Below are 24,011 nucleotides of genomic sequence, written 5' to 3' on the forward strand. Positions count from 1 at the left end.
GCCCGGGGCGCGGTCCGCTCAGGGGGTGCCCTGCGGTGTTGTGCTCAGGAATGGAGGGGGTTGGCGATGGTGACGTAGACGGACTGGGTGTCGACCGGGCCGACGAGTTCGTCCAGGCCGTACAGCCGGGTCAGCAGATTGGCCTTGCAGCGCAGGACGGGTGAGTCGAGGAGGCGGGCGAGCAGGGAGGAGCGCAGCGCGGCGGGTCCCGTGGCGAGCTCGGTGAGGAAGCGGCGGAAGGCCGCGAGGAGCAGCCGCTCGTCGGCGAGGTGCTGGGAGCCGAAGGCGCCGATCAGTCCCAGCACGTTGTTGACGGCGAGGTAGTAGGTGAACCGTTCGTCGGTGACCTCGTCGGGGACGAAGGTGTCGCTGTGCTCACCGATGCCGGGCAGCCGGGCCTCCAGTTCGGCCCGCCGGGACTCGCGGAAGTAGTACCCCTGGTTGTCGCGGTAGCGGCCGCCGGCGGGCCAGCCGTCGCGGTCGAGCAGGAGCAGGGTGTTCTGCTGGTGGGCCTCGAGAGCGATGCCGGCCTCGCCGTCCAGCCAGAGCACGGGGCGGACGACGTGCTCCAGATAGCGCAGGAACCACTCGGTGGCGACGGCGCCGACCGGCCGACCGGTGTGTGCGGCGAGTCTTGCGACGAGTCGTTCCAGCCGGGAGCGCATCGGCCAGGTCACCTGCCCACGCGAAGGGTTGGTGGTCTGCTCCGCGGAGGGACGTGGCGAGAGCAGTCCGGCGACGCAGCCGGCGTCGTCGGCCGGGGCGAACGGGTTGTGCCGGATCACCGCGTCGAGGCCCGGCACGGGCATGCCGTCCCGGCCGTCGACGGCGAGCCAGGCCGGGTCGCGGACGATGTCGAAGCCGGGGTGCACGGCCTGCCACTGCTCGGCTAGGCCGGTGCGCAGCAGCCGGTGCACCTCGACTCCGCGGTGGAGTTCCTTGCGCAGGTTCTCGCGGCGGGAGTTGGTGATGCGCAGGCCCAGCGACAGTTTGAGCATCGCGGGGGCGCCGGACCGGTGGACGGTTCGTACGGAGGAGGTGGGATGCCAGTCGGCGCCGAGGGGGCCGAGGTCGCGCAGAAGTCCTGAGTCGAGGAGTGCGGCGACGGACGGACGGTGCCGAACCTCGCGGGCCTGCCAGGGGTGCAGCGGCAGGGCGGTGTAACCGTCGGGCAGCGGGAGCCCGGTTCCGGCGAGCCGTCGGACGAGGTGGCCGGCGGGGACGGGACGGCCGCGTTCGGTCCAGGCGGAGTCGGTTGCGAGGACGGAAGGAGCGACAGCCAGCCAGTGCAGGGGGAAGGAGCCGTGCAGCTCGGGTGAGTACCGCTGGGCCTCGGCCTCGGTCAGGCCTTCCCGGCTCTTCGGGGTCGGGTGCAGCGGGTGGCCGAGGAGGAGGGACTGTTCGGCGCTGAGGAAGAGGTCGGGAGCGTCGGCGGGGTGGTCGCGCCGATGGCGGATGAAGGCGGCGGTGCGGCGGACGGAGTCGGCCACCCGCGCCACCAGGTCGTCGTCGCCTCGGCCGGCCGCGGTGGGCTGCACGGTGCGGATCGCGCCGGACGTGTCATCCGCTGGTTCCCTGACGAGCAGTGCCGCGAGTGTGACGGCGTCGACGGGCGGCGCCGTCTCGGGAGTGCCGGTGAGACGGGGCGGGCCGAAGCGGTGCCAGCCCGTCGGGGACCAGTAGCGGACCGGCGCGGTCAGGGCGGTGCCGCTGGCGGGCAGCGGGATGCGGAGGCTGCCGGTCGTGGGGGCTGCGAGGCCGGTTTCGCGCACCCAGCAACGCAGGAGGTTCTCCACGGCGGCGGCCTGGGCCGCGGTGCGGGGATCGGGGCTCTCCAGGGGGTCGGCGCCGGGCTCGGTCCGTCGCGTGAGGTCCGCGTCCCGCCGCTTCTGCGGGGGGACCGACTCGGTGAGCGGTACCGGTGTGGCCGGGGCGCCGGAGCCTCCCGGTTCGTCGGGGGCGCCGGAGTGGCCGTCGGGAGTGGGTGTGGCGTTCATGACGGCTCCTCGGGGCTGGAGGTGAGGTGGTGCTGCTCGGTCGGTCGTCCGCTGGGTCGCCGCGGCGCCTGGACGGTGGTTGCCGGAGCGGTGACTCAGTGGAAGGCGAGGTGAGCGGGACGTGCACGTGATGGCTTTGCGGTCGGCGCCGACGGGCGGCGTCGGCCCGGATGCCCGGGAGGGGGCTGGGATGAGGGGACGGAGTGACGACCTGGGGACCGGTGTCGAAGGCGCGGGCCGGGCGGGGCGCCGGCGGTGCTCAGCCCGCGCGTTCGGCGGGGCCGTGGCGGCCTTGGTGGTGTGGGCCGTGGGACTCATGCCGGCGGGCCGCTGCCGCCACCGCGTCGGCCAGGCGGTCGAGTACGGCCGTCGCCTGTTCGTCAGTGATCGTCAGCGGAGGAAGCAGCCGGACCACGGCCGCGTGACGGCCGCCGAGTTCCACGATCAGGCCCCGCTGGAGACACTCCCGCTGGACGGCGGCGGCGAGTCGGGGCGCGGCGGGGTGCGGAGTGCGGGTGGGTTCGAGTCCGGCCGGTGCGGCGACGGGATGCGGCGCGTGCGTGGGTGCCCGTCCAGTCGGTGCGGCGACGCGCTCACCCGGGGCGGAAGCGGAACCGAGGACGGTGCCAGAACCGGGGGCGGAACCGGGGGCGGATCCGGAACCGGGGGCAATTGCGCAGCCGGGGACGGTTTCGGAGCCGGGCGCGGTTCCCCCGGCCCCGGGGTCGACCAGTTCGAGCCCGATCATCAGCCCGCGTCCCCGTACGTCGCCCACGCAGGGGAAGTCGCGGGCCAGGTCCTGGAGTCGGGACAGCATGCGGGCGCCGAGGGCGGCGGCGCGGTCGGCGAGGCCGTTCTCGCGGACGTAGGCGAGGGTGGCGGTGCCCGCGGCCATGGCGAGCTGGTTGCCGCGGAACGTGCCGGCGTGGGCGCCGGGCTGCCAGACGTCGAGATCGTCGCGGTAGACGATCACGGCGAGGGGGAGGCTGCCGCCGATGGCCTTGGACAGGACCATGACGTCGGGGGTGATCCCGCTGTGGCCGACGGCCCAGAAGCTGCCCGTCCGGCCGACTCCGGTCTGGATCTCGTCGGCGATCAGCGGGATGGACCGGTCCGCCGTGAGCTGTCGCATGCGGCGCAGCCAGTCGTCCGGCGCGGGAATCACGCCGCCCTCGCCCTGGACGGGTTCGACGATCATCCCGGCGGGCAGGGGAACGCCCGACTTGGGGTCGTCGAGGAGGGATTCGGTCCAGCGGGCGGCGAGTTCGGCGCCGCGCGGACCGCCGACGCCGAAGGGGCAGCGGTAGTCCTGCGGGTAGGGCAGGCGGGCGACCTGGACGTCGGGGGCACCGCCGGAGACGGCCAGGGCGCCGGTGGTCATGCCGTGGTAGGCGCCGGTGAAGGCGAGCATGCCGGTGCGGCCGGTCGCGGCGCGGGCCAGGGTGAGGGCGGCCTCGACGGCGTCGGTGCCGGCCGGTCCGCAGAACTGCACGCGGGCACGGTCGGCGAGGCCGGGCGGAAGCGTGCGGAACAGCTCCGTGACGAAGGCGTCCTTGACGGGGGTGGCCAGGTCGAGGACGGAGAGGGGGGCGCCGGAGTCGAGGACCGCGCGGATGGCCTCCAGCACCACCGGGTGGTTGTGGCCGAGCGCGAGGGCGCCGGCGCCGGAGAGGCAGTCGAGGTAGCGGCGTCCGTCGGCGCCCTCGACGGTGAGCCCGCGCGCCCGGACGGGCACGACGGGCAGGGCGCGGGCGTAGGTGCGCGCCGAGGACTCACGCGCCGACTGGCGTCTGAGGATTCCCTCGTGCACGGCCCGCGCTCGCCCGGGTGTGTCTCCTGCCACCGACTCCGTAACGGCCACGGCGTGCTGTCCTCCCCGCTGTCCAGAGGCGAGTTGATCCGCGGGGACCGGGTGAAGCCGGCAGTCCCCCCACCGCCTACAACCGCGGACCGTGCGGCGGGTTACGGGTTGGGCCGAGATCGGTGCCGTGACTGCCGGAGGGTGGCGCGCCGTTCCGGTTCGGCGTCCGTGCCGTCCGGGGCGCGGTCCGGCCCCGGCCCGGCGCGGGAACGCCGTCCGGGGCCCGGGCCGGTGGACCGCTCAGTGCGCCGTCTGCGGGGTCCGCGCCTTCGGCGACTGCCGTACCTCCGCGGCGGCGGCCACGACGTCGTCCAGCAGCGCGTCGATGTCCTGCGTGGTGGTGGCCGGGTTCAGGAAGACCAGCTTCAGGTGCACCTGTGCCTGCCCGTCCTGGCGTCGTACCTTCGTGCGGGCCAGCAGGGCCTTGCCCTCGGCCATCAGGTGCCTGCGGACCGCGGCGTTCCAGGTGCTCTCGTCCTCGATCGCCGCACCGGCCCGGCAGCGGAAGACCACGGTGCTGAGGATCGGTTCGGCGAGCAGTTCGAGGTCCGGGTCGCGGGTGATGCGGGCGGCCGCGTACCGGGCCTGGGAGTGGCAGGCGTCGACCCATTCGCCCATGCCCTCGCGGCCGAGGGCCAGCAGCGAGGCCGCGATCTTGAAGGCGTCGGCGCGGCGGGTGGTCTGGAGGGAGGTGCCGAGCAGCGCGGTGTAGCCCTCGGCCTCGTCGTCCGGCGGGTTGAGGTAGACGGCCTGCTGGCCGAGCGGGCTCATCCGGGCCCGGTCCCGTACCAGCAGAATGCTGGAGGAGGCGGGTGTCCAGCCGAATTTGTGCAGGTCGAAGGCGATGGAGTCGGCTTCGGCCAGTCCGTCGAAGAGGGGGCGGAGCGTGTCCGAGAAGAGGGCGCCGATGCCGTACGCCGCGTCGACGTGGAACCAGATCCTGCGTTCGGCGGCGAGGGCGGCGAGTTCCGGCAGTGGGTCGAAGGAGCCGTGGTCCGTGGTGCCGGCGGTGGCCACCAGCGCGATGGGGACCTCGTCGGGGGCGAATCCGTCCAGGAGCCGGCGTGCCTCCTCGGGGATCATGCGGCCTCGTTCGTCGGCGGGTACCCGCACCACCGCGTCCCGGCCCAGCCCGAGGAAGCCGGCGGCGCGTGCGACGGAGAAGTGCGCGGCGGTCGAGCAGAGGATCCGCGGCCGTATCGCGCGGCCGGCGAGTCCGGTGTGGGAGATGTCGTCGCCGGTGAGGCCGCCGAGCACGTGGTCGCGGCTGAGCAGCAGGCCCATGAGGTTGGAGATGCTGCCGCCGGGGGTGAGTGTGCCGGAGGCCGTCTCGCCGTATCCGACCCAGTCGGCCATCTCGGCGATCAGCCGGCGTTCCAGTTCGAGGGCGAAGGGGCCGCTCTCCCAGGAGTGCAGCGACTGGTTGAGGACGGCGGCGAGGAGTTCGGCGGCAGCGGCGGCGGGTGTGGGCGCGCACTGCATCCGGGAGACGGCGGCCGGGTGGGTCAGGTCGGCCGCCCAGCCCGCGTACGCCTCGAACAGCTCTTCCACCCGGTGCGGGCCGGGTGCGTCGGTGAGGAAGCCGCCGTCGCGCACCAGGTCGCGTACCGCGGCGATCGCCGCGTCGGGGCCGCCGGCCGGGAGCGGGCCGGTGCGCTCGGCCGCGGCGGCGGACACCGCGTCGAGGGCGGCGGTGACCAGCGTGCCGAGCTGCTCCAGGCCGTCGGGGGTGCCCGCCAGGGCCACGCGGTGCCCGGTGCCGGTGGTGGCGGGGGTGCTGTGGTTCACGGATCGCATCCTTCTGTCGGGTTCGGGGGTGGCGCGGGAGCGGGTTCAGGTGGTGGCGCGGGTGCCGCGGATGACGCCGATCGACGCGACGACCACGGAGGCGAGCCCCAGGACCTGGCCGGCGGAGAGGGTCTCGCCCAGCACGATCAGGGCGACGAGTGCGCCGATCGCCGGTTCCAGGCTCAGCAGCACGCCGAAGACCAGCGCCGGCACCCGGCGCAGCGTCTCCATCTCGCAGGTGTAGGGGACGAGCGAGGACAGCATCGCCACGCCGAACCCGAAGGCGAGCGCCCAGGGGTGGCCCAGGACCGAGCCGCCCTCGGCCAGCCCGAACGGCAGCGCGCACAGGGTGCCGAAGAGCATGGCGAGGGCGAGCCCGCCACCGCCCGGGAGCTGGGCTCCGACCCGGGCGGACAGGGGGACGTAGGCGCCCCAGAACACGGCGCAGGCGGCGGAGATCAGCAGGCCGGCGAGGCCGGTGGCGCCGCCCTGCCAGCCGAGCAGGGCGATACCGGCGCCGGCCAGCAGGGTCCACATCCGGTCACGGCCCCGCCGGCTGGACAGGGCGGCGACCATGAGCGGCCCCGACATGCCGATGGTGAGCGCCACGCCGACGGGCAGGCGGGCCATGGCCAGGTAGAAGCACATGTTCATGCCGGCGATGGTGATGCCGAGGCCGGCCACCGCGAGGGCGGTGCGCCGCTCCAGCCGGAAGGAGGGCCGCCACCACAGCAGCAGTGCGGCGGCGGCGAAGCCGAGGCGGAGGACGGTCATGACGGCGGGTCCGACCGTGCCGAACATCTGCTTGGCGAAGGCCGCGCCCAGTTGCGTGCTGACCATGCCGATCAGCATGAGCACCGGGGCCGGGACCAGGCCGAGTCCCCGGGCACCGGGGTCCGCCGCGCCCGGTGTTCCGGGTGGGGCGGCCTCGGCGGGCTGTGCTCCGACTCCCGCTTCGACACTCATGGTTCAGCCTTCCTCGTCGCCTGTCTCGTCCGTCGGTTCCGTCCGTCCGCTGCCGCGCCCTCAGGGGCGCAGCAGGACCTTTCCGGTCGTGCCCCGGCCCTCCAGCAGGTCGTGGGCGCGCGCCGCTTCGGACAGCGGCAGCTCGGTCTGGACCCGGGGCCGTACGACGCCGTCGGCGACGTGGGTGAAGACGGCCGCGGCGGCGGCGCGCAGGGCGGCCGTGTCGGGCACGTGGTCGGCCAGGGACGGCCGGGTCAGGGTCAGCGAGCCGGCCGTGCGCAGCCGTTCGACGTCGATCGCGCCGACCGGACCGCTGGAGAGGCCGCAGACCACCAGGTGGCCCCGGCGGCGCGGCGCGGCCAGGCTCTGGTCGAAGGTGTCGGCGCCGACCGAGTCGTAGACGACGTGGGCGCCCTCGCCGCCGGTGAGTTCCCGGACCCGCTCGGCGAAGCCGTCGTACGGCAGTGCGTGCCGGGCCCCCGCGTCGAGTGCCAGGCGCTGCTTGTCCTCGGTGGAGGCCACGGCGATGACGGTCGCCCCGCGGTGGGCGGCGAGCTGGACCAGCAGCCGGCCGAGTCCGCCGGCCGCGGCGAGGACGACCACGGTCTCGCCGGCGGTGACGGGGTGCGTGGTGTGGGTGAGGTAGTGCGCGGCCAGGCCCTGGAGCAGTACGGCGGCCGCGTCGCGGAGGTGGATGTTCTCCGGCACGGGGACGAGCTTGGCCGCGGGTACGGCGGTGGACTCGGCGTAGGCGCCGAGCTGGGTGGCGTAGGCGACGCGGTCGCCGACGGCGATGCCCTCGACGCCCTCGCCCACCGCGGTGACGGTGCCCGCGGCTTCCTGGCCGGGGACGAACGGGCAGGGTGCGGGGTAGGTGCCGTCGCGGAAGTAGACGTCGATGAAGTTGAGTCCGATCACCGCGTTGCGCACCACGGCTTCGCCGGCCGCGGGCGCGGGCTCGGGCAGTTCCACGGGGGTGAGAGCCGCGGAGCCGCCTGCCCGGGTCACCTGGATTGCGCGCATGGATACCTCACTTGCTCACGGGGATGCCGGCACCGGTGGTGCCAGGTGATCCGGTGCCGTCCGTTTCGTCGAAGACGGTGCGGAAGTAGTTGATGTCGCCGGTGAGGCCGGCCATCAGGGAGCCGAGGGCCACCTCCGTGCCGGGCCGGGCCGCGAGCAGTTCCTCGTTGCGGCGGCGGTTGGCCGCGGAGAACGGCAGGGAGCCGGCCGAGAGATAGCGGATGGCGCCCTCGGCGTCGCGCCGGGGGATGACGTCGGAGCGGGCGTAGCGGCTCGCGCTGAACGGGATGTCCAGGGCGCCCCGTTCGAAGGCCTCGGCCGCCGCCTCGATGAGGTCCGCGCGCTCGATGAGGGGGTCCACGAGGTCGCCGACCTCGGCGAGGATCCACTCCATCTCCTCGGCGACCCGCGCCTCGTCGACCCGGAGGAAGTCCAGCAGTGGGGAGTTGGCCCGGTCCGCGAGTCGCAGTCCCTCCACGTTGGCCCGGGTGTCGGGGATGCCGTAGGCCTCCTGGTAGGTCTTGGTGATGAGCTTGGAGGCGCCGCCGAGGCGGGCGACCAACGCGCCGTAGAGAATGAGGTCCTCGGCGTTGCCCCGCTGCCGGGGGAACACGCCCATGAACTCGTGCAGTACGGCGTGCACGTCGATGCCGGTGGGCAGGTAGCGCTCGGCGAGGACGGGGATGCAGCGCAGGGCCGCGATGTCCTGGGCGAGGTGCCCGCCCTGGGGGTAGGCGACGGAGATGCAGCGCACGCCGGCGCGTGCGGCCAGCACCGCCTCGACGACGCTGATGGCCAGGCTGACGGAGGGCGGTACGAGGACGGCGGTGAGGGTGCCGAACAGCTCCCGGTCGATGACGACGCCGAGTTCGGCCAGTTCGCCGCAGCGGCGGTCGACGTCCTGCCAGGCGCCGAGGGACTCGGTGAGCGGGACGGCCTTGGAGTACGGCAGGTTGTAGGAGATCCCGCCGCCCTCGAAGGAGGTGATGCCGGAGGCGACGGAGACGTCGAAGAGCCGCCGGGCGTCCGGTGAGCCGTGCCGGATCTCCAGGGGTGCGGCGACGGACTCGTTCAGCTCCCGGCCGCGCCGCCAGCCGTGGGCGACCAGCGGGTAGCCGTTGAGGTCGGTGGGGCGCAGGTTGAGGCTGCGCAGTGCTTCCTCGAACCGCTTGAGCCGGGTGTGCGAGTCGATGGTGAGGGTGAGGATGTCGGGGTGCGCCTCGGCCTCCAGGGCGCGCAGCAGGTCCGTCATCTCGGCGTGTCCGCCGACCCCGCAGCGCGGCTGGATGGCGACCCGGCCCGCGGCCCGGCAGCGTTCCAGGACCTCGGCGGCCGTGGGTTTGCCGAGGCCGGCGATGTAGGCGGCGGACTCGGCCGCGGTGGGCAGGTCGGCGGCCGTGTCCCCGGCCGGGCCCTTCCCGGCGGTGCCGCCGAGAAGGGCCAGGGGCTTGTGCGTACCGGTCATGACGCCGTGCGCAGGGAGGCGGTGGCGCCGTCCCGGGTGGCGCGCAGCCCGTCGAGGAGCGCGGGGAGTCCGTCGGGGTCGGACAGGATGTGGTCGACGCCGAGGGCGTGGAGACGCTCGTACGCGGAGCCGTCCTTGTGGCTGCCGACGGAGAGGTTCCCGCCGACGACGACCGGGCAGTTGATCTTTCCGGAGCGCTTGGTCTCCGCGAGTCCGCGCAGGTCCTCGTGGATATGGCCGTTGAGGCTGCCGATGATGACCGCTTCGGCGTCCGGGTGGGCGGCGCACGCCTGCGCGAACTCCTCGACGGGTGTGCAGGTGCCGAGGTTGACCACGTCGAAGCCGGCGCCGCGCAGCGCGTAGGCGATCAGGTGGTTGGCCACGGCGTGGCTGTCGCTGGCGGCCACCCCGAGGATGACCGTGCGGGTGGGGGTTGCTTGCTTGCTCTGCATGGACCTGTTTCCTCGTCCCACGTGGTGGTCGTCAGTCGTCGAAGGCCGCGAACAGTTCGCGCTTGCTGACCGCCTTCAGCCGGTTGATGTCGTATTCCTGGGCGTCCGCGCGGGACAGCGAGTCGAAGACGTGGCTGATGGCGGGGACCAGGCCCCAGACCTCGTGGTACGGGGGCCAGCCCTGGTGGCCGGCGTCGATGTCCTGCTGGCGGGCGAAGATGTAGTTCGCCCAGTCCGGCGCGGCCGGGTAGCGGTGGTGGTAGTCGTGCACGACGGTGTCGCCGGTCAGCACCAGATAGCGGCACGGGGCGTGCACGAACACGAGCCGGAGGGTCCAGCGGGCCCAGGCGGCGAGGCGGCGGCCGGCCGGGAGGCCGGCGGAGGGGGCCGGGTCGCCGATGAAGATGGCGTTGGTCAGGCTGGAGAAGTACTCGCGTCCGTGGCGGATCTCCACACCGGGCTCGGGGAAGGTGTGCTTCACGCACAGCCGCAGGGTGTTGCTCACCTGGAACAGCGGGACGAGCGGCACGAACCAGATCAGCAGCAGGGCCGGCCAGGTGCCGGTGAGCACCGTAGCGGCGACGGCACCGCCGTACAGCACGAGCGCGCAGACCTTCTCGCTGCGGGCCGACTCGCTCCAGAACGACCGGGCGCGGGAGACGGCGAACGCGAAGTGGAAGCGCGGGGAGACGAGTTTGCCGAGCACCCGGCGCCACATCCGGCGGCGCGTCATGCCCGGGTGCAGTTCCAGGCTGACCAGGAACGCCTGGACCGTGGGGTCCTTGAGCGTCATGTGCCCGGCGGCGTGGTGGTCCTTGACGTGCTCGCGGCTGTAGCGCTGGAAGTTCTGGATGATGAGCAGGCTGGACACGCCGTGGCCGATGAACCGGTCGAGCTTGCGCCGCCGGTACATGTTCCGGTGGGAGCACTGGTGGTAGGTCATCATCCGCAGGTTGCGCATGCCGTGCAGCGTGATGGCCCACCCCGGTATCAGGAGCAGCGGCCAGCCGCCGCCGAGCGCGTACCCGAGCGTGCCGACCAGGACACCGGCGACCACGGAGGACAGTGCCGTGGCGAGGTGGAGGGTGGGGGTCCAGCCCGGGGCGGCCTGGCCGGGCAGTGCCTTGCCGGTGAACAGGGTCAGGGGGAACTGCAACGCCTTCGGCAGACGGGTCAGGGTCTCGCGGGGGTCCTGGGGCCCGGGCGGGGACACGGGACGTACACCGGCACTCCGAACGGCGGAGTTGGTCGCCGACACAAGAACTCCTATCGGTTCCGAGGTTGTCTGTTCGTGGGCCGGCGGATGGGCGCCGGCACGGCTCACAGGGCGTCCGCGACGCGGACGGTGGCGGCGCTCATCAGGCGGCACTGGCAGGCCAGGCGGTAGTTGCCGCCGGTCTGGCCGAGGTCCTCCAGGAAGTCGGCCTCTTCGGGGTCCATCTCGCCCAGCGCGTCGAAGCCGTCGAGGACCTCGATGACGCAGGCCCCGCACGCCCCCTGCTGGCAGCCGAACGGGATGACGCGCTGTGAGGTCCCGCGCTCGAGGTCGGTCAGCGGTGACCCGGCCGGCAGTTGCACTTCCAGGCCGTACGGCATCAGGGTCAGTTTCTTGAGATCCATTGCTGCGGTGGCTCCCTGAGGGCATGTCGGTTCCCCGGCGGGGCCGGGGGCGGGTTCGGTCGGCCGGCGGAGTCGGCTGTTTCGGGCCCCGCGCCGTGGCGCCGGGTGGTCACGGGCCGTACGGCCGCCGGGCCGCGGGGGGCGTACGGGGGTCAGGCCACGGCGGCCGGCAGCGGCGGCTCCGGCGGGGGTACCGCGTCCGAGGAGTGGCCGGGGGCGAGGCGTTCGCCCGGCCGGAGTGCCACGGCCGCGTGGTTGACCGCGGTGGCGGCCTCCGCGAAGCCGACGGAGATAAGGGGCACCCGGCCTGGGTGGGTGCAGACGTCCCCGGCGGCGTACACCCCGGGCAGATTGGTGCGCATGGTCGCGTCCACCTTGATCTGCCGGAATTCCAGCTCGACGTCCCAGTCGGCGATCGGGCCGAGCTGTGTGGAGAAGCCGAGCGCGGTGATCAGCGCGGAGGCGGGCAGTGTCAGCAGGTCGTCGCCGGCCCGTACCTCCACCGCTTCGAGCCGCCGCCCTCCGAGACACCGCGTGATGAGTGCGTCGGTGATGATCCGCACGGGTGCGGCGTATAGCTGGCGGACGCTGTACTCGTGGGCCCGGAAGGCGGCCCGCCGGTGCACGAGGGTCACGGAGCGGGCGACGGGGGCGAGGGCGAGCGCCCAGTCCACCGCGCTGTCGCCGCCGCCGGCGATGACGACGTCCCGGTCGCGGTGCTCGTCCAGCCTCGGCACGTGGTGCGTCACCCCGCGGCCCTCGTGGTCCGCGGCGGCCGGCAGCCTGCGCGGGACGGCGGCGCCGAGGCCGGCGGTGATGAGCACGGCACCGGCGCGCACACACGCGCCGCGGTCGGTCCCAAGGGTCCAGCCGGTGCCGGTGCGGGCGAGCGTGGTGGCGGTCTGGCCGAGGAGGTAGCGTGGTTCGAAGGGCGCCGCCTGCCGGAGCAGGTTCTCCACGAGGTCGCGTCCCTTGATGGCGGGGTGCGCCGGGATGTCGTAGAGCGGCTTCTCCGGGTACATGGCGGCCACCTGTCCGCCGGCGTGCGGCAGGGTGTCCAGCACGGCGGTGGTGAGGCCGCGGAATCCGGCGTAGTAGGCGGCGTGGAGTCCGCTGGGCCCGGCGCCGACGATGGCGAGGTCGACGTCCGAATCGATTGAAGCGGGCATGTCAAGCTCCTTGTCCGGGGACGCGGGCCGACGCCCATTCCGACCCCACGGGCACCGGCATCACCGCGAGCCCCGTCGCCGGCGCCACCACACCGCCGACCTCGCCGGCGCCCCGAGCGTCACCGCCACCGGCGCGACCGGCACCAAGCGCGGCGCATGCGCTCCGCACGCGTCCCGTACCGCTCACATCCGTGACTGCCACGACCCACTCCCCCGTTCCTGCCCCGTTCCCGTCCAGTTCGCCCAGGAGCCCGTTCGCCCCGGTCGCACGGAAGCCACAGACCGTCACCGGCCATCGACTGATCGAAAGAGTAGAGAACGTTCGCTATGTTTTTCAAGGGCCAGTCGATTCCGATTCCCGTCGCTCGCGACCGGACGGCACGCAGAATCAATCAACGGAGGGACGCGGCACCCCGGAGGACGACCTCCCACACGCGTTCCAGTTGCGAGGCCGCCCCCGGCGCGGGCGGCGCCCCGAACACGAGATGGTTCACCAGAACGGTCATGACCTGCGGATCCACGCCCGCCCGCAGCTCCCCGGAGCATTGCGCCTGCGCCAGCAGCCGGCGCACCACGGGAAGCCAGGTGCTCACCCACGCGTCGTCGTCCGGACAGTCCCGGGCGAGCCGGGCCGCGGACCGCACGACCACCTCAGTCTCCAGCAGATGCGCGAGCTGGACGGTCAGCCGGACCAGGCAGGGCAACGCGGCACCAGGGGCGCTCGCCGCGTCCACCGCCTGCCGCATCCGGTCGTGGGTGAGGGTGCGGGCGTCGGCGCGTACCGCGTCGGCGAGGTCACGTTTGGAGCTGAAGTGAAAGGTCAGCGCCCCGATGGACACCTGGGCGGCCTTGCAGATGCGGGCCAGGGTGGCCCCTTCGTAACCGCTCTCGGCGATCGCGGTGGCGGCGGCGAACACCAGCCGCTGCCGGGTGCGGGCGGATCTCTCCTGGCTGGCCATGAGGCACCTCCGGTACGCGGGATCGAATAAAAGCAATCGTTCGCTTTATTTTCCAGTCCCTGTCGGGCGTCTCGGCAACCGCACGTCCCGGTGCACTTCCCGCCCGGATACGACGAGGGGGGCGACCCCGGAAAGCCGCCCCCTCGAGAACCCCGGCCGGCCGGGCACCGCCCGCGTCGGCTCAGACCGCCGTCCGGCCGCCGTCGACCGGCACCGCCGCGCCCGTCACGAAGGCCGCCCGGTCGCTGCACAGCCAGACCGCGGCCTGGGCGATCTCATCGGGCGAGGCCATGCGCCGGCGCAGCGTGCGCGCCTCAAAACGTTCCTCGACCTCCCGCGACCCGGCGATGACCTGGTCCATCATCTCGGTGCGCGTGCTGCCCACGACCAGCGCGTTGACCCTGATCCCGCGGTCGCCGTACTCGCGCGCGGCGGCCCGGCTCAGGCCGATCACCGCGTGCTTGGCGGCCACGTACGCGGCGGACGCGCTGGAGGCCAGCACCCCGGCGACGCTGGAGGTGTTCACGACGGCCCCGCCGCCGGAGGCGAGCATCACCGGGAGCTGCCGGCGCAGGCAGTTCCAGACGCCGCGCACGTTGACGTCCATGGTGCGGGCGTAGTCCTCGTCGTCCATCTCCAGCAGGGGCGTGCCGACGGTGGCGTAACCGGCGTTGTTGAAGGCCGCGTCGAGTCCGCCGAAGGTGTCGACGGCGGCCGTGACGGCCCGTTCGACGTCGTCGGACGAGCAGACGTCGCCCTCGACGGCGAGCGCACGTCCGCCCGCCGCACGGATCTCCGCCACCAGTTGTTCGAGGCGGTCCCCGCGCCGGGCCATGAGGACCACGGCGGCGCCCTCCTCGGCGAACAGCCGGGCCGCCGCGGCGCCGATGCCGCTGGACGCGCCCGTGATCATGGCTACCTTGCCCTTGAGCATGTCAGTCCCGCCAGACGGTGCCGAGCGCCGCTTCTTCGTCCAGGGTCCGCAGCAGTTCCTCGTCGACGGCGTCCAGGGAGTCCACGATGTGCCGCACCCCGGCCTCGCGCATCAGCTGCGGCTGGAAACTGTGCCGGAAGTCGCTGGGGTGGCCGATGAAGGGCACGCCCAGCTCCCTGGCGGCACGGCCGACGTTCGCCACGTCGTCGATGAAGAGGGCCTCGTCGTACTTGAGGCCGAAGTACTCGGTGACGATCTCGTGGACACCGGGCCGGAACGTGTCGGTGCAGATGTACCCGGGGTCGTCGAAGAGGTCCGCGTACGGGCCGAGGAACGTGTCGAAGTGCTCCTTGTCGAGGCCGCCGTAGCAGACCGTCCGCAGACCGGCGGCGCGCAGCCGCCGCAGGAGTTCCACCGCGCCCTCGTCGAGCCGCGCGGGGTGGGTCTCCAGATACTCCGCGCGGTCCCGGAAGTACAGCTCCAGCGCGGCTTGTGGGGTGACGGATCCGCCGATGGCCTCGGCCAGGAGCCGGCCTGCGACCGCGCGTGGCTGCGAGAAGATGCTGCGTTCCAGTTCGGCCGTGTAGACGCAGCCCCGGTCGACCAGGAAGCGGTGGATGACCGGGCTGAAGGTGTCGTTGAGCAGGACGCCGTCGATGTTGACCGCGGCCAGGCGTAGCCGGTTGAGCGTATGAACCATGGGTTACTCCCCCTACGGTGGCGCGAACCCCGCCGGGCGCCCGAACGGCCCCGCGGGACAGACCTGTCGGGAGACAGGGCGTGCAACGCGGGACACCTTACGTGCAGGTGTTCTGACGGCCGCGGGGGGCGCGTGATCTTGCTCGGGGCGCGGTGGCTCAGCCGGTGCCATCGCCCGGGGCGCCGACGGGAGCCGTTGCTTCCTCGGCCGCCAGGGCGCGGGCGGGATCGACCGCGGTACGGGCGACCACGGACGGCACGGCGATGCCCGGCAGCAACAGCCGCCACATCCGCACCACCCGGTCGGACAGGTCGGCGCGGCAGGTCTCGGCCGCCGCGTACATCTGCATGCCGGTACAGGCCTCGACGATCAGCTCGGCGAGTTCCGACGGCTCGACACCGGCCTGGAGTTCCCCTCTCTCCCGGGCGGCCAGCAGACACTCCTCCATGATCTGGCTCCAGGCCTGGTAGGGGCTGGAGTCGCGGAGCCCGAAGGTCGTCTGCTCGCCGGTGAGCCGGACCCCGGCCCGCAACAGCGGGTCGGTCTGCAGCCGGCGCGCCCACACCAGTGTGATGTCGACCAGCCGTTGCAGCCCCTGGGACTCCAGGAACGGCAGGATCGTGTCGGACTGGGCGTTCATCACGGCCTTGGCGAGAGCCTCCTTGGACTCGAAGTGGAAGTACAGGGCTCCCGCCGTGACCCCGGCCCGTTTGAGGATGCGGCTGATGCTGGCGCCCGCGAAGCCGTACTCGTCGAAGACCTCCGCCGCCGCGAGGATGAGCGCCCCGCGCGTCTGGATCGCCCTCTCCTGTCTGGGTTGCCCCACGACGTTCCCTCCCTAGTTCAAATGAAACGTTCTCTATGTTAAGCGGCATTGACCGGGTCGTTCTGCCCATCAGCCTCGACCCGGGAGCGGATCCCGATCGCGCAGGCAGGGTTTTTTTGCCGTTACTTTACCCAAAACAAAACGATCACTCTTTATGTTGTGGGCGCAGGCAGGTGGTAACCGACGTCCGCACCAAGGGGGATTCGCATGCTGGCCATCACCAGCCGGGAAGGGCGCAGCGCACCGGGATCCACATCCGTCATCGACCCCGTGCCACGCGAACTCGTCCACAAACTGGCCGAATCCGAGGTCCTGCTGCGGGGATGCCGGACGGTCGCGCCCGACACGTTCCTGATCACCGCACGCTGGCCCGTCGACCACTCCTTCTACGGCCCCGTCCACGGCCTCTTCGACCCGCTGCTCGCGGCGGAATCGATACGCCAGGCGGTCCCGCTGCTCAGCCACGCCGCCTACGACGCGCCGTTCGGGCACCGGCAGTCCTGGGACCACTACCGGCAGACACTCTTCCCCGCGGCCCTGACCAGCGGCACGACGGCGGCCGAGACGGAACTGCGTATCTCCTGCACCGACGTGGTGCGCCGGGCCAGCCGGCTGGCCTCCCTCACCATGCGGGTCGACATGGTCCGCGGCGGCCTGCCGCTCGGTACCGCCGAGCTGGCCTTCCACAACCACCCCCCGGCCATCTATCAGCGGCTGCGCGGCCCCTACGCCGACCTGGAGCGGTCCACCGCGCAAGCCGTGGCCGCGCCGCCGCCGATGGCGCCCGGTGAGGTCGCCCGCCCGCGGCCCGCCGACGTCGTGCTGTCGGCCACCGAGGACCCCGGCCGCAGCCGGCTGCGGGTGGACCTGTCCCACCCGGTGCTCTTCGACCACCCGGTGGACCACGTGCCCGGAATGCTGCTGCTGGAAGCCGCGCGACAGGCCGCGCACCGGGTGGCGCATCCCGAGCCGATGGTGGTGACCGGCCTGGAAGCCGACTTCAAGCGCTTCGTCGAGCTGGACACGCCGTGCTGGATCGAGACCGCACGGGAACCGTCCGGCGCCGCCGGACAGCGGGTGCGCGTCACCGCCGTGCAGCGCGACGAGACCCTGTTCACGTCCGTCGTCACGCTCACCCCCGCCTGGTGAGGACGGAGACGTAGCAGGTCAGGCCGGTTGTAGCCGAACCGTTGCCGTCCCGTCGGAACTCCCCCGCGGCGACCGCATAGGGTGTGATGCCGTTCCGCAAGGATGCGGCCCGGCATGAACTCCGCCCAGGTGACATGCCGGTCGCACGTCCTCATCGCCGAGTTCCTTCACAGCAGGGGGAGTCAGAAGCATGCGATCCATACGGCCGTCGTTCACCGTTCTGCGAGGGAGGGGCCCGCACCGGACCGCCCGCGCGTTGACGGCGGTCGCCCTCGCCTCGGCACTGGCGATGACCGCCACGGCCTGCGGCGGCGACAACGCCGAGGGCAAGCCCACCGCGGGCGCGACCGCGGGCGGCTCCGGCGACGGCAAGCTCAGGATCCCGGACGACCTCAGGCAGAGGCTCAAGGAGCACGGGATCGACATCGACAAGTGGAAGAAGGGCGCCTGGAAGAACTGGAACAAGCAGGACTGGCTGCGCGAGGCCGACGACTTCGTCAACCCCATGATCAAGGGCCTGTGGAACCCGGACCGCATGCGGGACGCCGACGACCCGGACAAGGGCGTCGACGACAACGACATCTCCGGTGACCAGGGCGTGACGGACCCGGCGCCGCAGCCCGTGCGGGCGCGGACGGTCGTTCCGCCGTACCACAGCAACGCCGCCACCTCGGGCAAGCTGCTCTTCGACGCCCCCGAGGGCACGATGGTCTGTTCGGCGACGGTCGTGACGGACCCCGCGCACCCGGGCAAATCCAACCTCGTCTGGACGGCGGGCCACTGTGTGCACGCCGGCAAGAAGGGCGGCTGGTACCGCAATCTCGCCTTCGTGCCGTCGTACAACAACCAGGGCAGGTCGGCCGCCGAGCTGGAGAACACCGGCCGCTCCGAGGTCGCCCCGTACGGCGTCTGGTGGGCCGACGCGGCGAAGACCTCGCAGCAGTGGATCAGCGAGGGCGGTGCGACGGGCGGCAACGGCGCCTCCTACGACTTCGCCGTCATCCACGTGACCCCGGAGCGGGGCAGCGGCGGCGAATCGCTGGAGGAGACCGTCGGCGGAGCGCTGCCGGTCGACTTCGACGCGCCGGCCGTGCCGAAGGTGCAGAGCCTCACCGCGTCCGGGTATCCGGCGGCGGCACCGTACGACGGTCAGCTGCTGTACCAGTGCCAGGACCATCCGGGCCGGCTGTCCATGGACCGGTCCGACCCGACGATGTACCGGATCGGCTGCACGATGACCGGTGGCTCCTCCGGCGGCGGCTGGGTGGAGACGGGCGCCGACGGCAAGCCGGCACTGGTGTCCAACACGTCCATCGGCCCCGGTGAGTTCGGGCTGGCTGGCCGGCCCCCGGCTGGGTGAGGTGGCCAAGGGCGTGTACGACTCGGTGAGCAGGCAGTTCGCCGGCCGGTAGGCCCCTGTCCTCGGGATCGGACCGGATCGGGTCGACCGCTGGCCGGCCCGAGCGGGGTCCGCGGGGCCCGCGCCCCCGGCGAGATCCGCGGGAAGACAGGCCCTGACCGCGCCCTGTCGTGCCGGAACAGGCGAAGACCCCGCCGCCCCCGAGGGGGTGGCGGGCCTTCGTGAGCCGGTGCTGGATCAGACCGTGGTGACCGTGTACGGCGCCAGGTCTGCCGCCAGCTCCTCGTGCACCCGGAGCTTGAGCAGGGTGCCCTCCGCGGTGTGCTCCTCGGAGATCACCTCGCCCTCGGTGTGGGCGCGGGCGACCAGCTTGCCGTGCGTGTAGGGCACGACCGCCTCGACCTCGACCGAGGGGCGGGGCAGCTCGTCGTCGATCAGGGCGAGGAGCTTGTCGATGCCCTGGCCGGTACGGGCCGAGACGGCGAGGGAGCGCTTCTCGACCCGGAGCAGCCGCTGGAGGACCAGCGGGTCGGCCGCGTCCGCCTTGTTGATCACGACGATCTCGGGGACGCCGGTGGCACCGACGTCCCGGATCACCTCGCGCACGGCGGCGAGCTGCTCCTCGGGGTTCGGGTGCGAGCCGTCCACCACGTGCAGGATCAGGTCGGAGTCGCCGACCTCCTCCATGGTGGAGCGGAACGCCTCGACCAGGTGGTGCGGCAGGTGCCGGACGAAGCCGACGGTGTCCGCCAGGGTGTACAGCCGGCCGCTCGGGGTCTCCGCCCGGCGGACGGTCGGGTCCAGGGTCGCGAACAGGGCGTTCTCGACCAGGACACCGGCACCCGTGAGGCGGTTGAGCAGGGAGGACTTGCCGGCGTTGGTATAGCCCGCGATCGCCACGGACGGCACCTTGTTGCGCCGGCGCTCCTGCCGCTTGACCTCGCGGCCGGTCTTCATGTCCGCGATCTCCCGGCGCATCTTCGCCATCTTCTCGCGGATCCGCCGCCGGTCCGTCTCGATCTTGGTCTCACCGGGGCCACGCGTGGCGAGGCCGCCGCGGCCACCGCCCATCTGCCGGGACAGCGACTGACCCCAGCCGCGCAGCCGCGGCAGCATGTACTGCATCTGCGCGAGCGCGACCTGCGCCTTGCCCTCACGGGACTTGGCGTGCTGGGCGAAGATGTCCAGGATCAGGGCCGTACGGTCGATGACCTTGACCTTGACGACGTCCTCAAGCTGGATCAGCTGGCCGGGGCTCAGCTCACCGTCGCAGATGACGGTGTCCGCGCCCGTCTCCAGGACGACGTCGCGCAGCTCCAGGGCCTTGCCGGAGCCGATATAGGTGGCCGCGTCAGGCTTGTCACGGCGCTGGATGACACCGTCGAGCACGATCGCGCCCGCGGTCTCGGCGAGGGCGGCCAGCTCCGCGAGGGAGTTGTCGGCGTCCTGCGCGGTGCCGGTGGTCCACACGCCGACGAGCACGACCCGCTCCAGACGGAGCTGGCGGTACTCGACCTCGGTGACGTCCTCCAGCTCGGTGGACAGGCCCGCCACACGGCGCAGGGCCGCACGCTCGGAGCGGTCCAACTGGTCGCCGTCCCGCTCGCCGTCGCTCTCGAAGCTCCAGGCGACGTCCTCTTCCATCAGGGCATCGGCCCGAAGACCTTCGGGGTAGGCGTGCGCGAGGCGCTTGGTGTCCTGGGAAGGGGAAGAAGAGGAGGTCATTTGATCCTTTACGTCGATGAGAGTGCCGTTACGGCGTCGGTACGGCGGTCTGCTCGGCCGCTCGTGCTGTACAACGCACGGGTACCCCGGGAGATTCCCTTGTCCCCCCGTGCGGGCCGCCGCCTAGATGGTCGCACGGTACGGCACGTCTCGTCATCGGCTTATCGCCTGGCGCGCGGCTCGGCGGGCCCGGTCTTGGCCGTCGGCCTCCAGTCGGGGTGGCCGGGCATCGGCGGGGTCTTCTCGCCGTACAGCCAGGCATCGAGGAACCCCCGCAGGTCGCGGCCGGCGACGGCCGAGGCCAGCCGGACGAAGTCGGCGGTGGTGGCGGTGGCGTCCCGGTGTTCCTGGACCCACAGCCGCTCCAGCCGCTCGAAGGCCGGCCGGCCGATCTCCTGCCGCAGCGCGTAGAGCGCGAGTGCGGCGCCGTCGTAGACGCTGGGCCGGAAGATGCCGATCTTCTGGCCGGGGGCGGGCGGCTTGGGCCGGGCGGGCGGGCCGCCGGACTCGCGCCAGCGGTCGGCGGCGCCGTAGGCGGCCTTCATCCGGTCCTTCATGGGCCGGTGCGCCGTCTCCTCGGCGTACAGCTCCTCGTACCAGGTGGCGTGCCCCTCGTTCAGCCACACGTCGGACCAGGTGCGCGGGGTGACGCTGTCGCCGAACCACTGGTGGGACAGCTCGTGCACCATCACCGACTCGATGTACCACTCGGGGTAGGCGGGCTTGGTGAACAGGTCCTTCTCGAACAGTGACAGGGTCTGTGTCTCCAGTTCGAAGCCGGTGGCGGCCTGTGCCATGAGTACGCCGTAGGTCTCGAACGGGTAGCGGCCGACCTTGCTCTCCATCCAGGCGATCTGGTCGGGCGTCCTGGCGAGCCAGGGCTCGAGGGCCTTGTGGTCGGCGGCGGGCACGACGTCCCGCAGGGGCAGCCCGTGCGGTCCCGCGCGGTGCACCACGGCGGAGCGGCCGATGGACACCTGGGCGAGTTCGGTGGCCATGGGGTGCAGGGTGCGGTAGGTCCAGGTGGTGGTGCGGCCGACCCGGTACGCGCCGGTGGGCAGGCCGTTGGCGACGGCGGTGCAGCCGTCGGGGGCGGTGATCCGGAAGGTGAACATCGCCTTGTCGGACGGGTGGTCGTTGCCCGGGAAGACCAGGTGGGCGGCGTCGGCCTGGTTGGCCATGGCGAGGCCGTCCACGGTGCGCACCCAGCCGCCGTCCTGGTCCTTGGCGGGGGCGGGGTCGCTGGTGTGCCGCACGGTGATCCGGGTCCGGCTGCCCTCGGTCAGGGGGGTCCGCGGTGTCACGACCAGGTCCTCGCCGGCACTGGTGAAGCGGGCGGGACGCCCGTCGACCTCGACCGACCGCACGGTGCCGTGGGCGAAGTCGAGGTTGACGCGGTCCAGGTCGGCGGTGGTCCGGGCGTCGATGGTGGTGACGGCCTGGAGCGGCTTGTCGTTGGTGCCCGCGTAGGTGAGGGAGATGTCGTACGAGGCCACGTCGTAGCCCGGGTTGCCCAGGTACGGGTAGAGGCGGTCGCCGACGCCCAGGGGCTCGGGCGGGGCCGCGGCGGCGACGAGGCAGACGGAGACGGCGCAGGCGAGCAGGGCCGCCTTGCGGTGTCGGGAGATCCGGGGCCGGGACCGGTGGCGCGGGGTGAGCAGCATGGACCACCGCTACCAGGGCGGGCCCGCGCCGCGGCGGCGACTCGCGCCCGGCCCACCCGAACGGGTCGGCCGCGGGACGCCGTCCTCAGGAGGCCGGTGCCTGGTGCTGGGCGCGGCTGACGTCGTACACGCCCGGTACGTCCCGCATGGCGCGCATCAGGGCCGGGAGGCGGGCAGCGTCGGGCAGCTCGAGGGTGTAGGTGTGGCGAACCCGCTGCTGGGTGGGGGGTTCCACGGTGGCGGAGACGATCTCGGCGCCCTCCACGGCGATCGCCTCGGTGAGGTCGGCGAGCAGGTGGGGCCGGCCGAACGATTCGGCGACCAGCGTGACCCTGCACTCGGTGGTGTCCCCCCAGCGCACACCGATCTCCGCGCGCCCCCGGCTCTTCATGTGCGCCACCGCCGCGCACCCCCCGCGGTGCACGGTCACCACTCCCCCGCGGACGGCGAAGCCGGTGATCTCGTCGGGCGGCACCGGCGTACAGCATCCGGCGAGCCGTACGGCGGCGCCGGGCCGGTCCACGAGGACGTCGGCGCGCCGGGGACGCGTGGCGCGGGCGCCGTCCGCGGGGCGGGCGGCGGCGGTCCCGGCGCGTGCGGTGCTTCCGGCGGGCCCGGTACCGCTGGCGCGCGCCCCCTCGTGACCGGTGCCGCCGCCGGGGTGCGCGGCGAGCCAGCGCTGGATGGCGATGCGGGCGGCCGGGGTGTGGGCGTGCTCCAGCCACTCGCGCGAGGGCTCGGAGGCCGGGTCCTGGCCCATGAGGGGCTGGACGGTGTCACCGTCGCCCAGGACCGTGCTGAGCGTGGCCAGGCGGCCGTTGACCCGGGCGCCGATGCAGGCGTGCGCGTCCTCGCCGTACTGCGCGTACGCGGCGTCGACACAGGTGGCGCCCTCGGGCAGGCCGAGGGTGCCGCCGTCGGGCCGGAACACGGTGATTTCCCGGTCCTGGGCGAGGTCCTCGCGCAGGGTGGACCAGAAGGTGTCCGGGTCGGGGGCGGCCTGCTGCCAGTCGAGCAGCCGGGACAGCCAGCCCGGGCGGGTGGGGTCGGCGCGTTCGCCGTCGGCGGGGGCGTCTGTGCCCGGGGTGTCGCTGCCCGGGGCGTACGGGTTGCCGAGCGCGACGACGCCGGCCTCGGCGACCTTGTGCATCTGGTGGGTGCGGATGAGGACCTCGACGACCTGGCGGTCCGGCCGGGCGACCGCGGTGTGCAGCGACTGGTACAGGTTGAACTTCGGTACGGCGATGAAGTCCTTGAACTCCGAGACGACCGGCGTCATGCAGGTGTGCAGTTCGCCGAGGACGCCGTAACAGTCGGCGTCCTCGTTCACCAGCACCAGCAGCCGGCCGAAGTCGGCGCCGCGCAGCCGCCCGCGCTTGCGGGCCACGCGGTGCACGGAGACGAAGTGCCGGGGGCGGATGAGGACTTCGGCGGGGATGCCGGCCTCGCGCAGCACACCGCGGGCCTCGTCGGCGACCTCGGCGAGGGGGTCGCCGGGGCGGGCGGTGTTCCCGGCGATGAGCTTCCTGGTGTGCTCGTACTCCTCGGGGTGGAGAATGGCGAAGACCAGATCCTCCAGTTCGGTCTTCAGGGCCTGCACGCCGAGGCGTTCGGCGAGCGGGATGAGGACGTCACGGGTGATCTTGGCGATCCGCGCCTGTTTCTCGGGGCGCATCACACCGAGGGTGCGCATGTTGTGCAGGCGGTCGGCGAGTTTGATCGACATGACGCGCACGTCGTTGCCGGTGGCGACGAGCATCTTGCGGAAGGTCTCCGGCTCGGCGGCGGCTCCGTAGTCGACCTTCTCCAGCTTCGTGACGCCGTCGACCAGATAACGCACCTCCTCGCCGAACTGTTCCCGCACCTGCTCGAGCGTCACCTCGGTGTCCTCGACGGTGTCGTGGAGCAGGGAGGCCGTCAGCGTGGTGGTCTCCGCGCCCAGTTCGGCGAGGATCAGGGTCACCGCGAGCGGGTGGGTGATGTACGGCTCACCGCTCTTGCGCATCTGGCCGCGGTGGGAGGACTCGGCGAGGACGTAGGCACGGCGCAGGGGGTCGAGGTCCGCGTCCGGGTGGTGGGCGCGGTGGGCCTCGACGACGTGGCCGATGGCGTCGGGCAGCCTGTCGCGGGCGGCGGGCCCGAGCAGCGCGGCCCAGCCGAGCCGGCGCAGGTCGATCCGGGGCCGGGACTTCCTGCGGCCCGCCGTGGCTGTGGGCGCCGCGGGCGCTGCCGGGCCAGGGGTCGCAGGGTTCGTGGCCTCCGCACTCATGGGCACCTCCGGCTCTCTGACCGGCGGACGGGGCCCCCAGGGCGTACGCGGCTCAGGGATGCCGACGTTCCCCCGTCCGTGCCG

At 72.8% G+C, this 24,011-nt stretch carries 18 protein-coding genes and 1 pseudogene; 2 read left to right on the forward strand and 17 right to left on the reverse strand.

Annotation, left to right across the window (positions count from 1 at the left end):
* Positions 1-44 precede the first annotated feature (44 nt).
* The 14 genes from D9753_RS09065 to D9753_RS09130 form a co-directional block, all read right to left on the reverse strand.
* Entirely contained in the window at positions 45-1,997 is a 1,953-nt protein-coding gene (locus D9753_RS09065) for an IucA/IucC family protein (protein WP_121786540.1), read from the reverse strand.
* A gap of 259 nt (positions 1,998-2,256) precedes the next feature.
* Positions 2,257-3,858, reverse strand: a complete 1,602-nt coding sequence (locus D9753_RS09070; RefSeq protein WP_240468091.1) for a diaminobutyrate--2-oxoglutarate transaminase family protein — start codon at positions 3,856-3,858, stop codon at positions 2,257-2,259.
* Positions 3,859-4,098: 240 nt separating this feature from the next.
* A complete protein-coding gene (locus D9753_RS09075; protein WP_240468092.1) occupies positions 4,099-5,646 on the reverse strand; it encodes a pyridoxal phosphate-dependent decarboxylase family protein in 1,548 nt (515 codons plus the stop codon).
* A 45-nt stretch (positions 5,647-5,691) separates the two neighbouring features.
* On the reverse strand, positions 5,692-6,612 hold the full coding sequence (locus D9753_RS09080) for an EamA family transporter (protein ID WP_121786543.1): 921 nt from the start codon (positions 6,610-6,612) through the stop codon (positions 5,692-5,694).
* A gap of 60 nt (positions 6,613-6,672) precedes the next feature.
* Positions 6,673-7,635: a quinone oxidoreductase family protein gene (locus tag D9753_RS09085; RefSeq protein ID WP_121786544.1), complete on the reverse strand. Its 963-nt coding sequence runs from the start codon at positions 7,633-7,635 to the stop codon at positions 6,673-6,675.
* Between the two features lie 7 nt (positions 7,636-7,642).
* On the reverse strand, positions 7,643-9,100 hold the full coding sequence (locus D9753_RS09090) for a methylaspartate mutase (RefSeq protein ID WP_121786545.1): 1,458 nt from the start codon (positions 9,098-9,100) through the stop codon (positions 7,643-7,645).
* Positions 9,097-9,552 (reverse strand): cobalamin-dependent protein, encoded by a 456-nt coding sequence (locus tag D9753_RS09095; RefSeq protein ID WP_121786546.1) that lies wholly within the window; start codon positions 9,550-9,552, stop codon positions 9,097-9,099. Before D9753_RS09095 ends, D9753_RS09090 begins: the two co-directional genes overlap by 4 nt.
* A gap of 31 nt (positions 9,553-9,583) precedes the next feature.
* Positions 9,584-10,765: a fatty acid desaturase gene (locus D9753_RS09100; protein ID WP_205614096.1), complete on the reverse strand. Its 1,182-nt coding sequence runs from the start codon at positions 10,763-10,765 to the stop codon at positions 9,584-9,586.
* A 107-nt stretch (positions 10,766-10,872) separates the two neighbouring features.
* A complete protein-coding gene (locus D9753_RS09105) occupies positions 10,873-11,172 on the reverse strand; it encodes a 2Fe-2S iron-sulfur cluster-binding protein (protein ID WP_121786547.1) in 300 nt (99 codons plus the stop codon).
* Positions 11,173-11,324: 152 nt separating this feature from the next.
* Positions 11,325-12,341: an NAD(P)/FAD-dependent oxidoreductase gene (locus tag D9753_RS09110; RefSeq protein ID WP_121786548.1), complete on the reverse strand. Its 1,017-nt coding sequence runs from the start codon at positions 12,339-12,341 to the stop codon at positions 11,325-11,327.
* Between the two features lie 392 nt (positions 12,342-12,733).
* Positions 12,734-13,300: a TetR/AcrR family transcriptional regulator gene (locus D9753_RS09115; protein WP_121786549.1), complete on the reverse strand. Its 567-nt coding sequence runs from the start codon at positions 13,298-13,300 to the stop codon at positions 12,734-12,736.
* Between the two features lie 181 nt (positions 13,301-13,481).
* Entirely contained in the window at positions 13,482-14,234 is a 753-nt protein-coding gene (locus D9753_RS09120) for an SDR family NAD(P)-dependent oxidoreductase (RefSeq protein WP_121786550.1), read from the reverse strand.
* A gap of 1 nt (position 14,235) precedes the next feature.
* On the reverse strand, positions 14,236-14,934 hold the full coding sequence (locus D9753_RS09125; protein ID WP_121786551.1) for an HAD family hydrolase: 699 nt from the start codon (positions 14,932-14,934) through the stop codon (positions 14,236-14,238).
* 157 nt (positions 14,935-15,091) lie between these two features.
* Positions 15,092-15,760 (reverse strand): ScbR family autoregulator-binding transcription factor, encoded by a 669-nt coding sequence (locus D9753_RS09130; RefSeq protein ID WP_121786552.1) that lies wholly within the window; start codon positions 15,758-15,760, stop codon positions 15,092-15,094.
* A gap of 207 nt (positions 15,761-15,967) precedes the next feature.
* Here D9753_RS09130 and D9753_RS09135 point away from each other — a divergent pair, with 207 nt between their 5' ends.
* Together D9753_RS09135 and D9753_RS09140 are read left to right on the forward strand one after the other, a co-directional pair.
* Positions 15,968-16,909 carry a ScbA/BarX family gamma-butyrolactone biosynthesis protein gene (locus tag D9753_RS09135; RefSeq protein ID WP_121786553.1) on the forward strand — a complete coding sequence of 314 codons (942 nt, stop codon included), beginning with the start codon at positions 15,968-15,970 and terminating at the stop codon, positions 16,907-16,909.
* A gap of 190 nt (positions 16,910-17,099) precedes the next feature.
* A pseudogene (locus D9753_RS09140) lies at positions 17,100-18,321 on the forward strand (trypsin-like serine peptidase).
* A 185-nt stretch (positions 18,322-18,506) separates the two neighbouring features.
* On the opposite strand, the gene hflX reads toward D9753_RS09140, so the two are convergent.
* From hflX to D9753_RS09155, 3 genes are all read right to left on the reverse strand, one after another.
* The gene (hflX, locus tag D9753_RS09145; protein ID WP_121786554.1) at positions 18,507-19,994 is read right to left on the reverse strand and encodes a GTPase HflX; all 1,488 of its coding nucleotides are present in this window, start codon (positions 19,992-19,994) and stop codon (positions 18,507-18,509) included.
* Between the two features lie 161 nt (positions 19,995-20,155).
* On the reverse strand, positions 20,156-21,658 hold the full coding sequence (locus D9753_RS09150) for a M1 family metallopeptidase (RefSeq protein WP_121786555.1): 1,503 nt from the start codon (positions 21,656-21,658) through the stop codon (positions 20,156-20,158).
* 85 nt (positions 21,659-21,743) lie between these two features.
* The gene (locus D9753_RS09155) at positions 21,744-23,927 is read right to left on the reverse strand and encodes a RelA/SpoT family protein (protein WP_121786556.1); all 2,184 of its coding nucleotides are present in this window, start codon (positions 23,925-23,927) and stop codon (positions 21,744-21,746) included.
* Positions 23,928-24,011: the final 84 nt, after the last annotated feature.

This window comes from Streptomyces dangxiongensis (assembly GCF_003675325.1).
Taxonomy (GTDB): Bacteria; Actinomycetota; Actinomycetes; order Streptomycetales; family Streptomycetaceae; genus Streptomyces; species Streptomyces dangxiongensis.

What these genes read in the sequence shown, in the direction of transcription:
- D9753_RS09135 (WP_121786553.1), top strand. Translation starts at nt 15,968, where the DNA reads ATGCTGGCCATCACCAGCCGGGAAGGGCGCAGCGCACCGGGATCCACA.
- D9753_RS09110 (WP_121786548.1), bottom strand. Translation starts at nt 12,341, where the DNA reads ATGCCCGCTTCAATCGATTCGGACGTCGACCTCGCCATCGTCGGCGCC.
- D9753_RS09125 (WP_121786551.1), bottom strand. Translation starts at nt 14,934, where the DNA reads ATGGTTCATACGCTCAACCGGCTACGCCTGGCCGCGGTCAACATCGAC.
- D9753_RS09080 (WP_121786543.1), bottom strand. Translation starts at nt 6,612, where the DNA reads ATGAGTGTCGAAGCGGGAGTCGGAGCACAGCCCGCCGAGGCCGCCCCA.
- D9753_RS09115 (WP_121786549.1), bottom strand. Translation starts at nt 13,300, where the DNA reads ATGGCCAGCCAGGAGAGATCCGCCCGCACCCGGCAGCGGCTGGTGTTC.
- D9753_RS09155 (WP_121786556.1), bottom strand. Translation starts at nt 23,927, where the DNA reads ATGAGTGCGGAGGCCACGAACCCTGCGACCCCTGGCCCGGCAGCGCCC.
- D9753_RS09065 (WP_121786540.1), bottom strand. Translation starts at nt 1,997, where the DNA reads ATGAACGCCACACCCACTCCCGACGGCCACTCCGGCGCCCCCGACGAA.
- D9753_RS09105 (WP_121786547.1), bottom strand. Translation starts at nt 11,172, where the DNA reads ATGGATCTCAAGAAACTGACCCTGATGCCGTACGGCCTGGAAGTGCAA.
- D9753_RS09090 (WP_121786545.1), bottom strand. Translation starts at nt 9,100, where the DNA reads ATGACCGGTACGCACAAGCCCCTGGCCCTTCTCGGCGGCACCGCCGGG.
- D9753_RS09150 (WP_121786555.1), bottom strand. Translation starts at nt 21,658, where the DNA reads ATGCTGCTCACCCCGCGCCACCGGTCCCGGCCCCGGATCTCCCGACAC.
- D9753_RS09120 (WP_121786550.1), bottom strand. Translation starts at nt 14,234, where the DNA reads ATGCTCAAGGGCAAGGTAGCCATGATCACGGGCGCGTCCAGCGGCATC.
- hflX (WP_121786554.1), bottom strand. Translation starts at nt 19,994, where the DNA reads ATGACCTCCTCTTCTTCCCCTTCCCAGGACACCAAGCGCCTCGCGCAC.
- D9753_RS09095 (WP_121786546.1), bottom strand. Translation starts at nt 9,552, where the DNA reads ATGCAGAGCAAGCAAGCAACCCCCACCCGCACGGTCATCCTCGGGGTG.
- D9753_RS09085 (WP_121786544.1), bottom strand. Translation starts at nt 7,635, where the DNA reads ATGCGCGCAATCCAGGTGACCCGGGCAGGCGGCTCCGCGGCTCTCACC.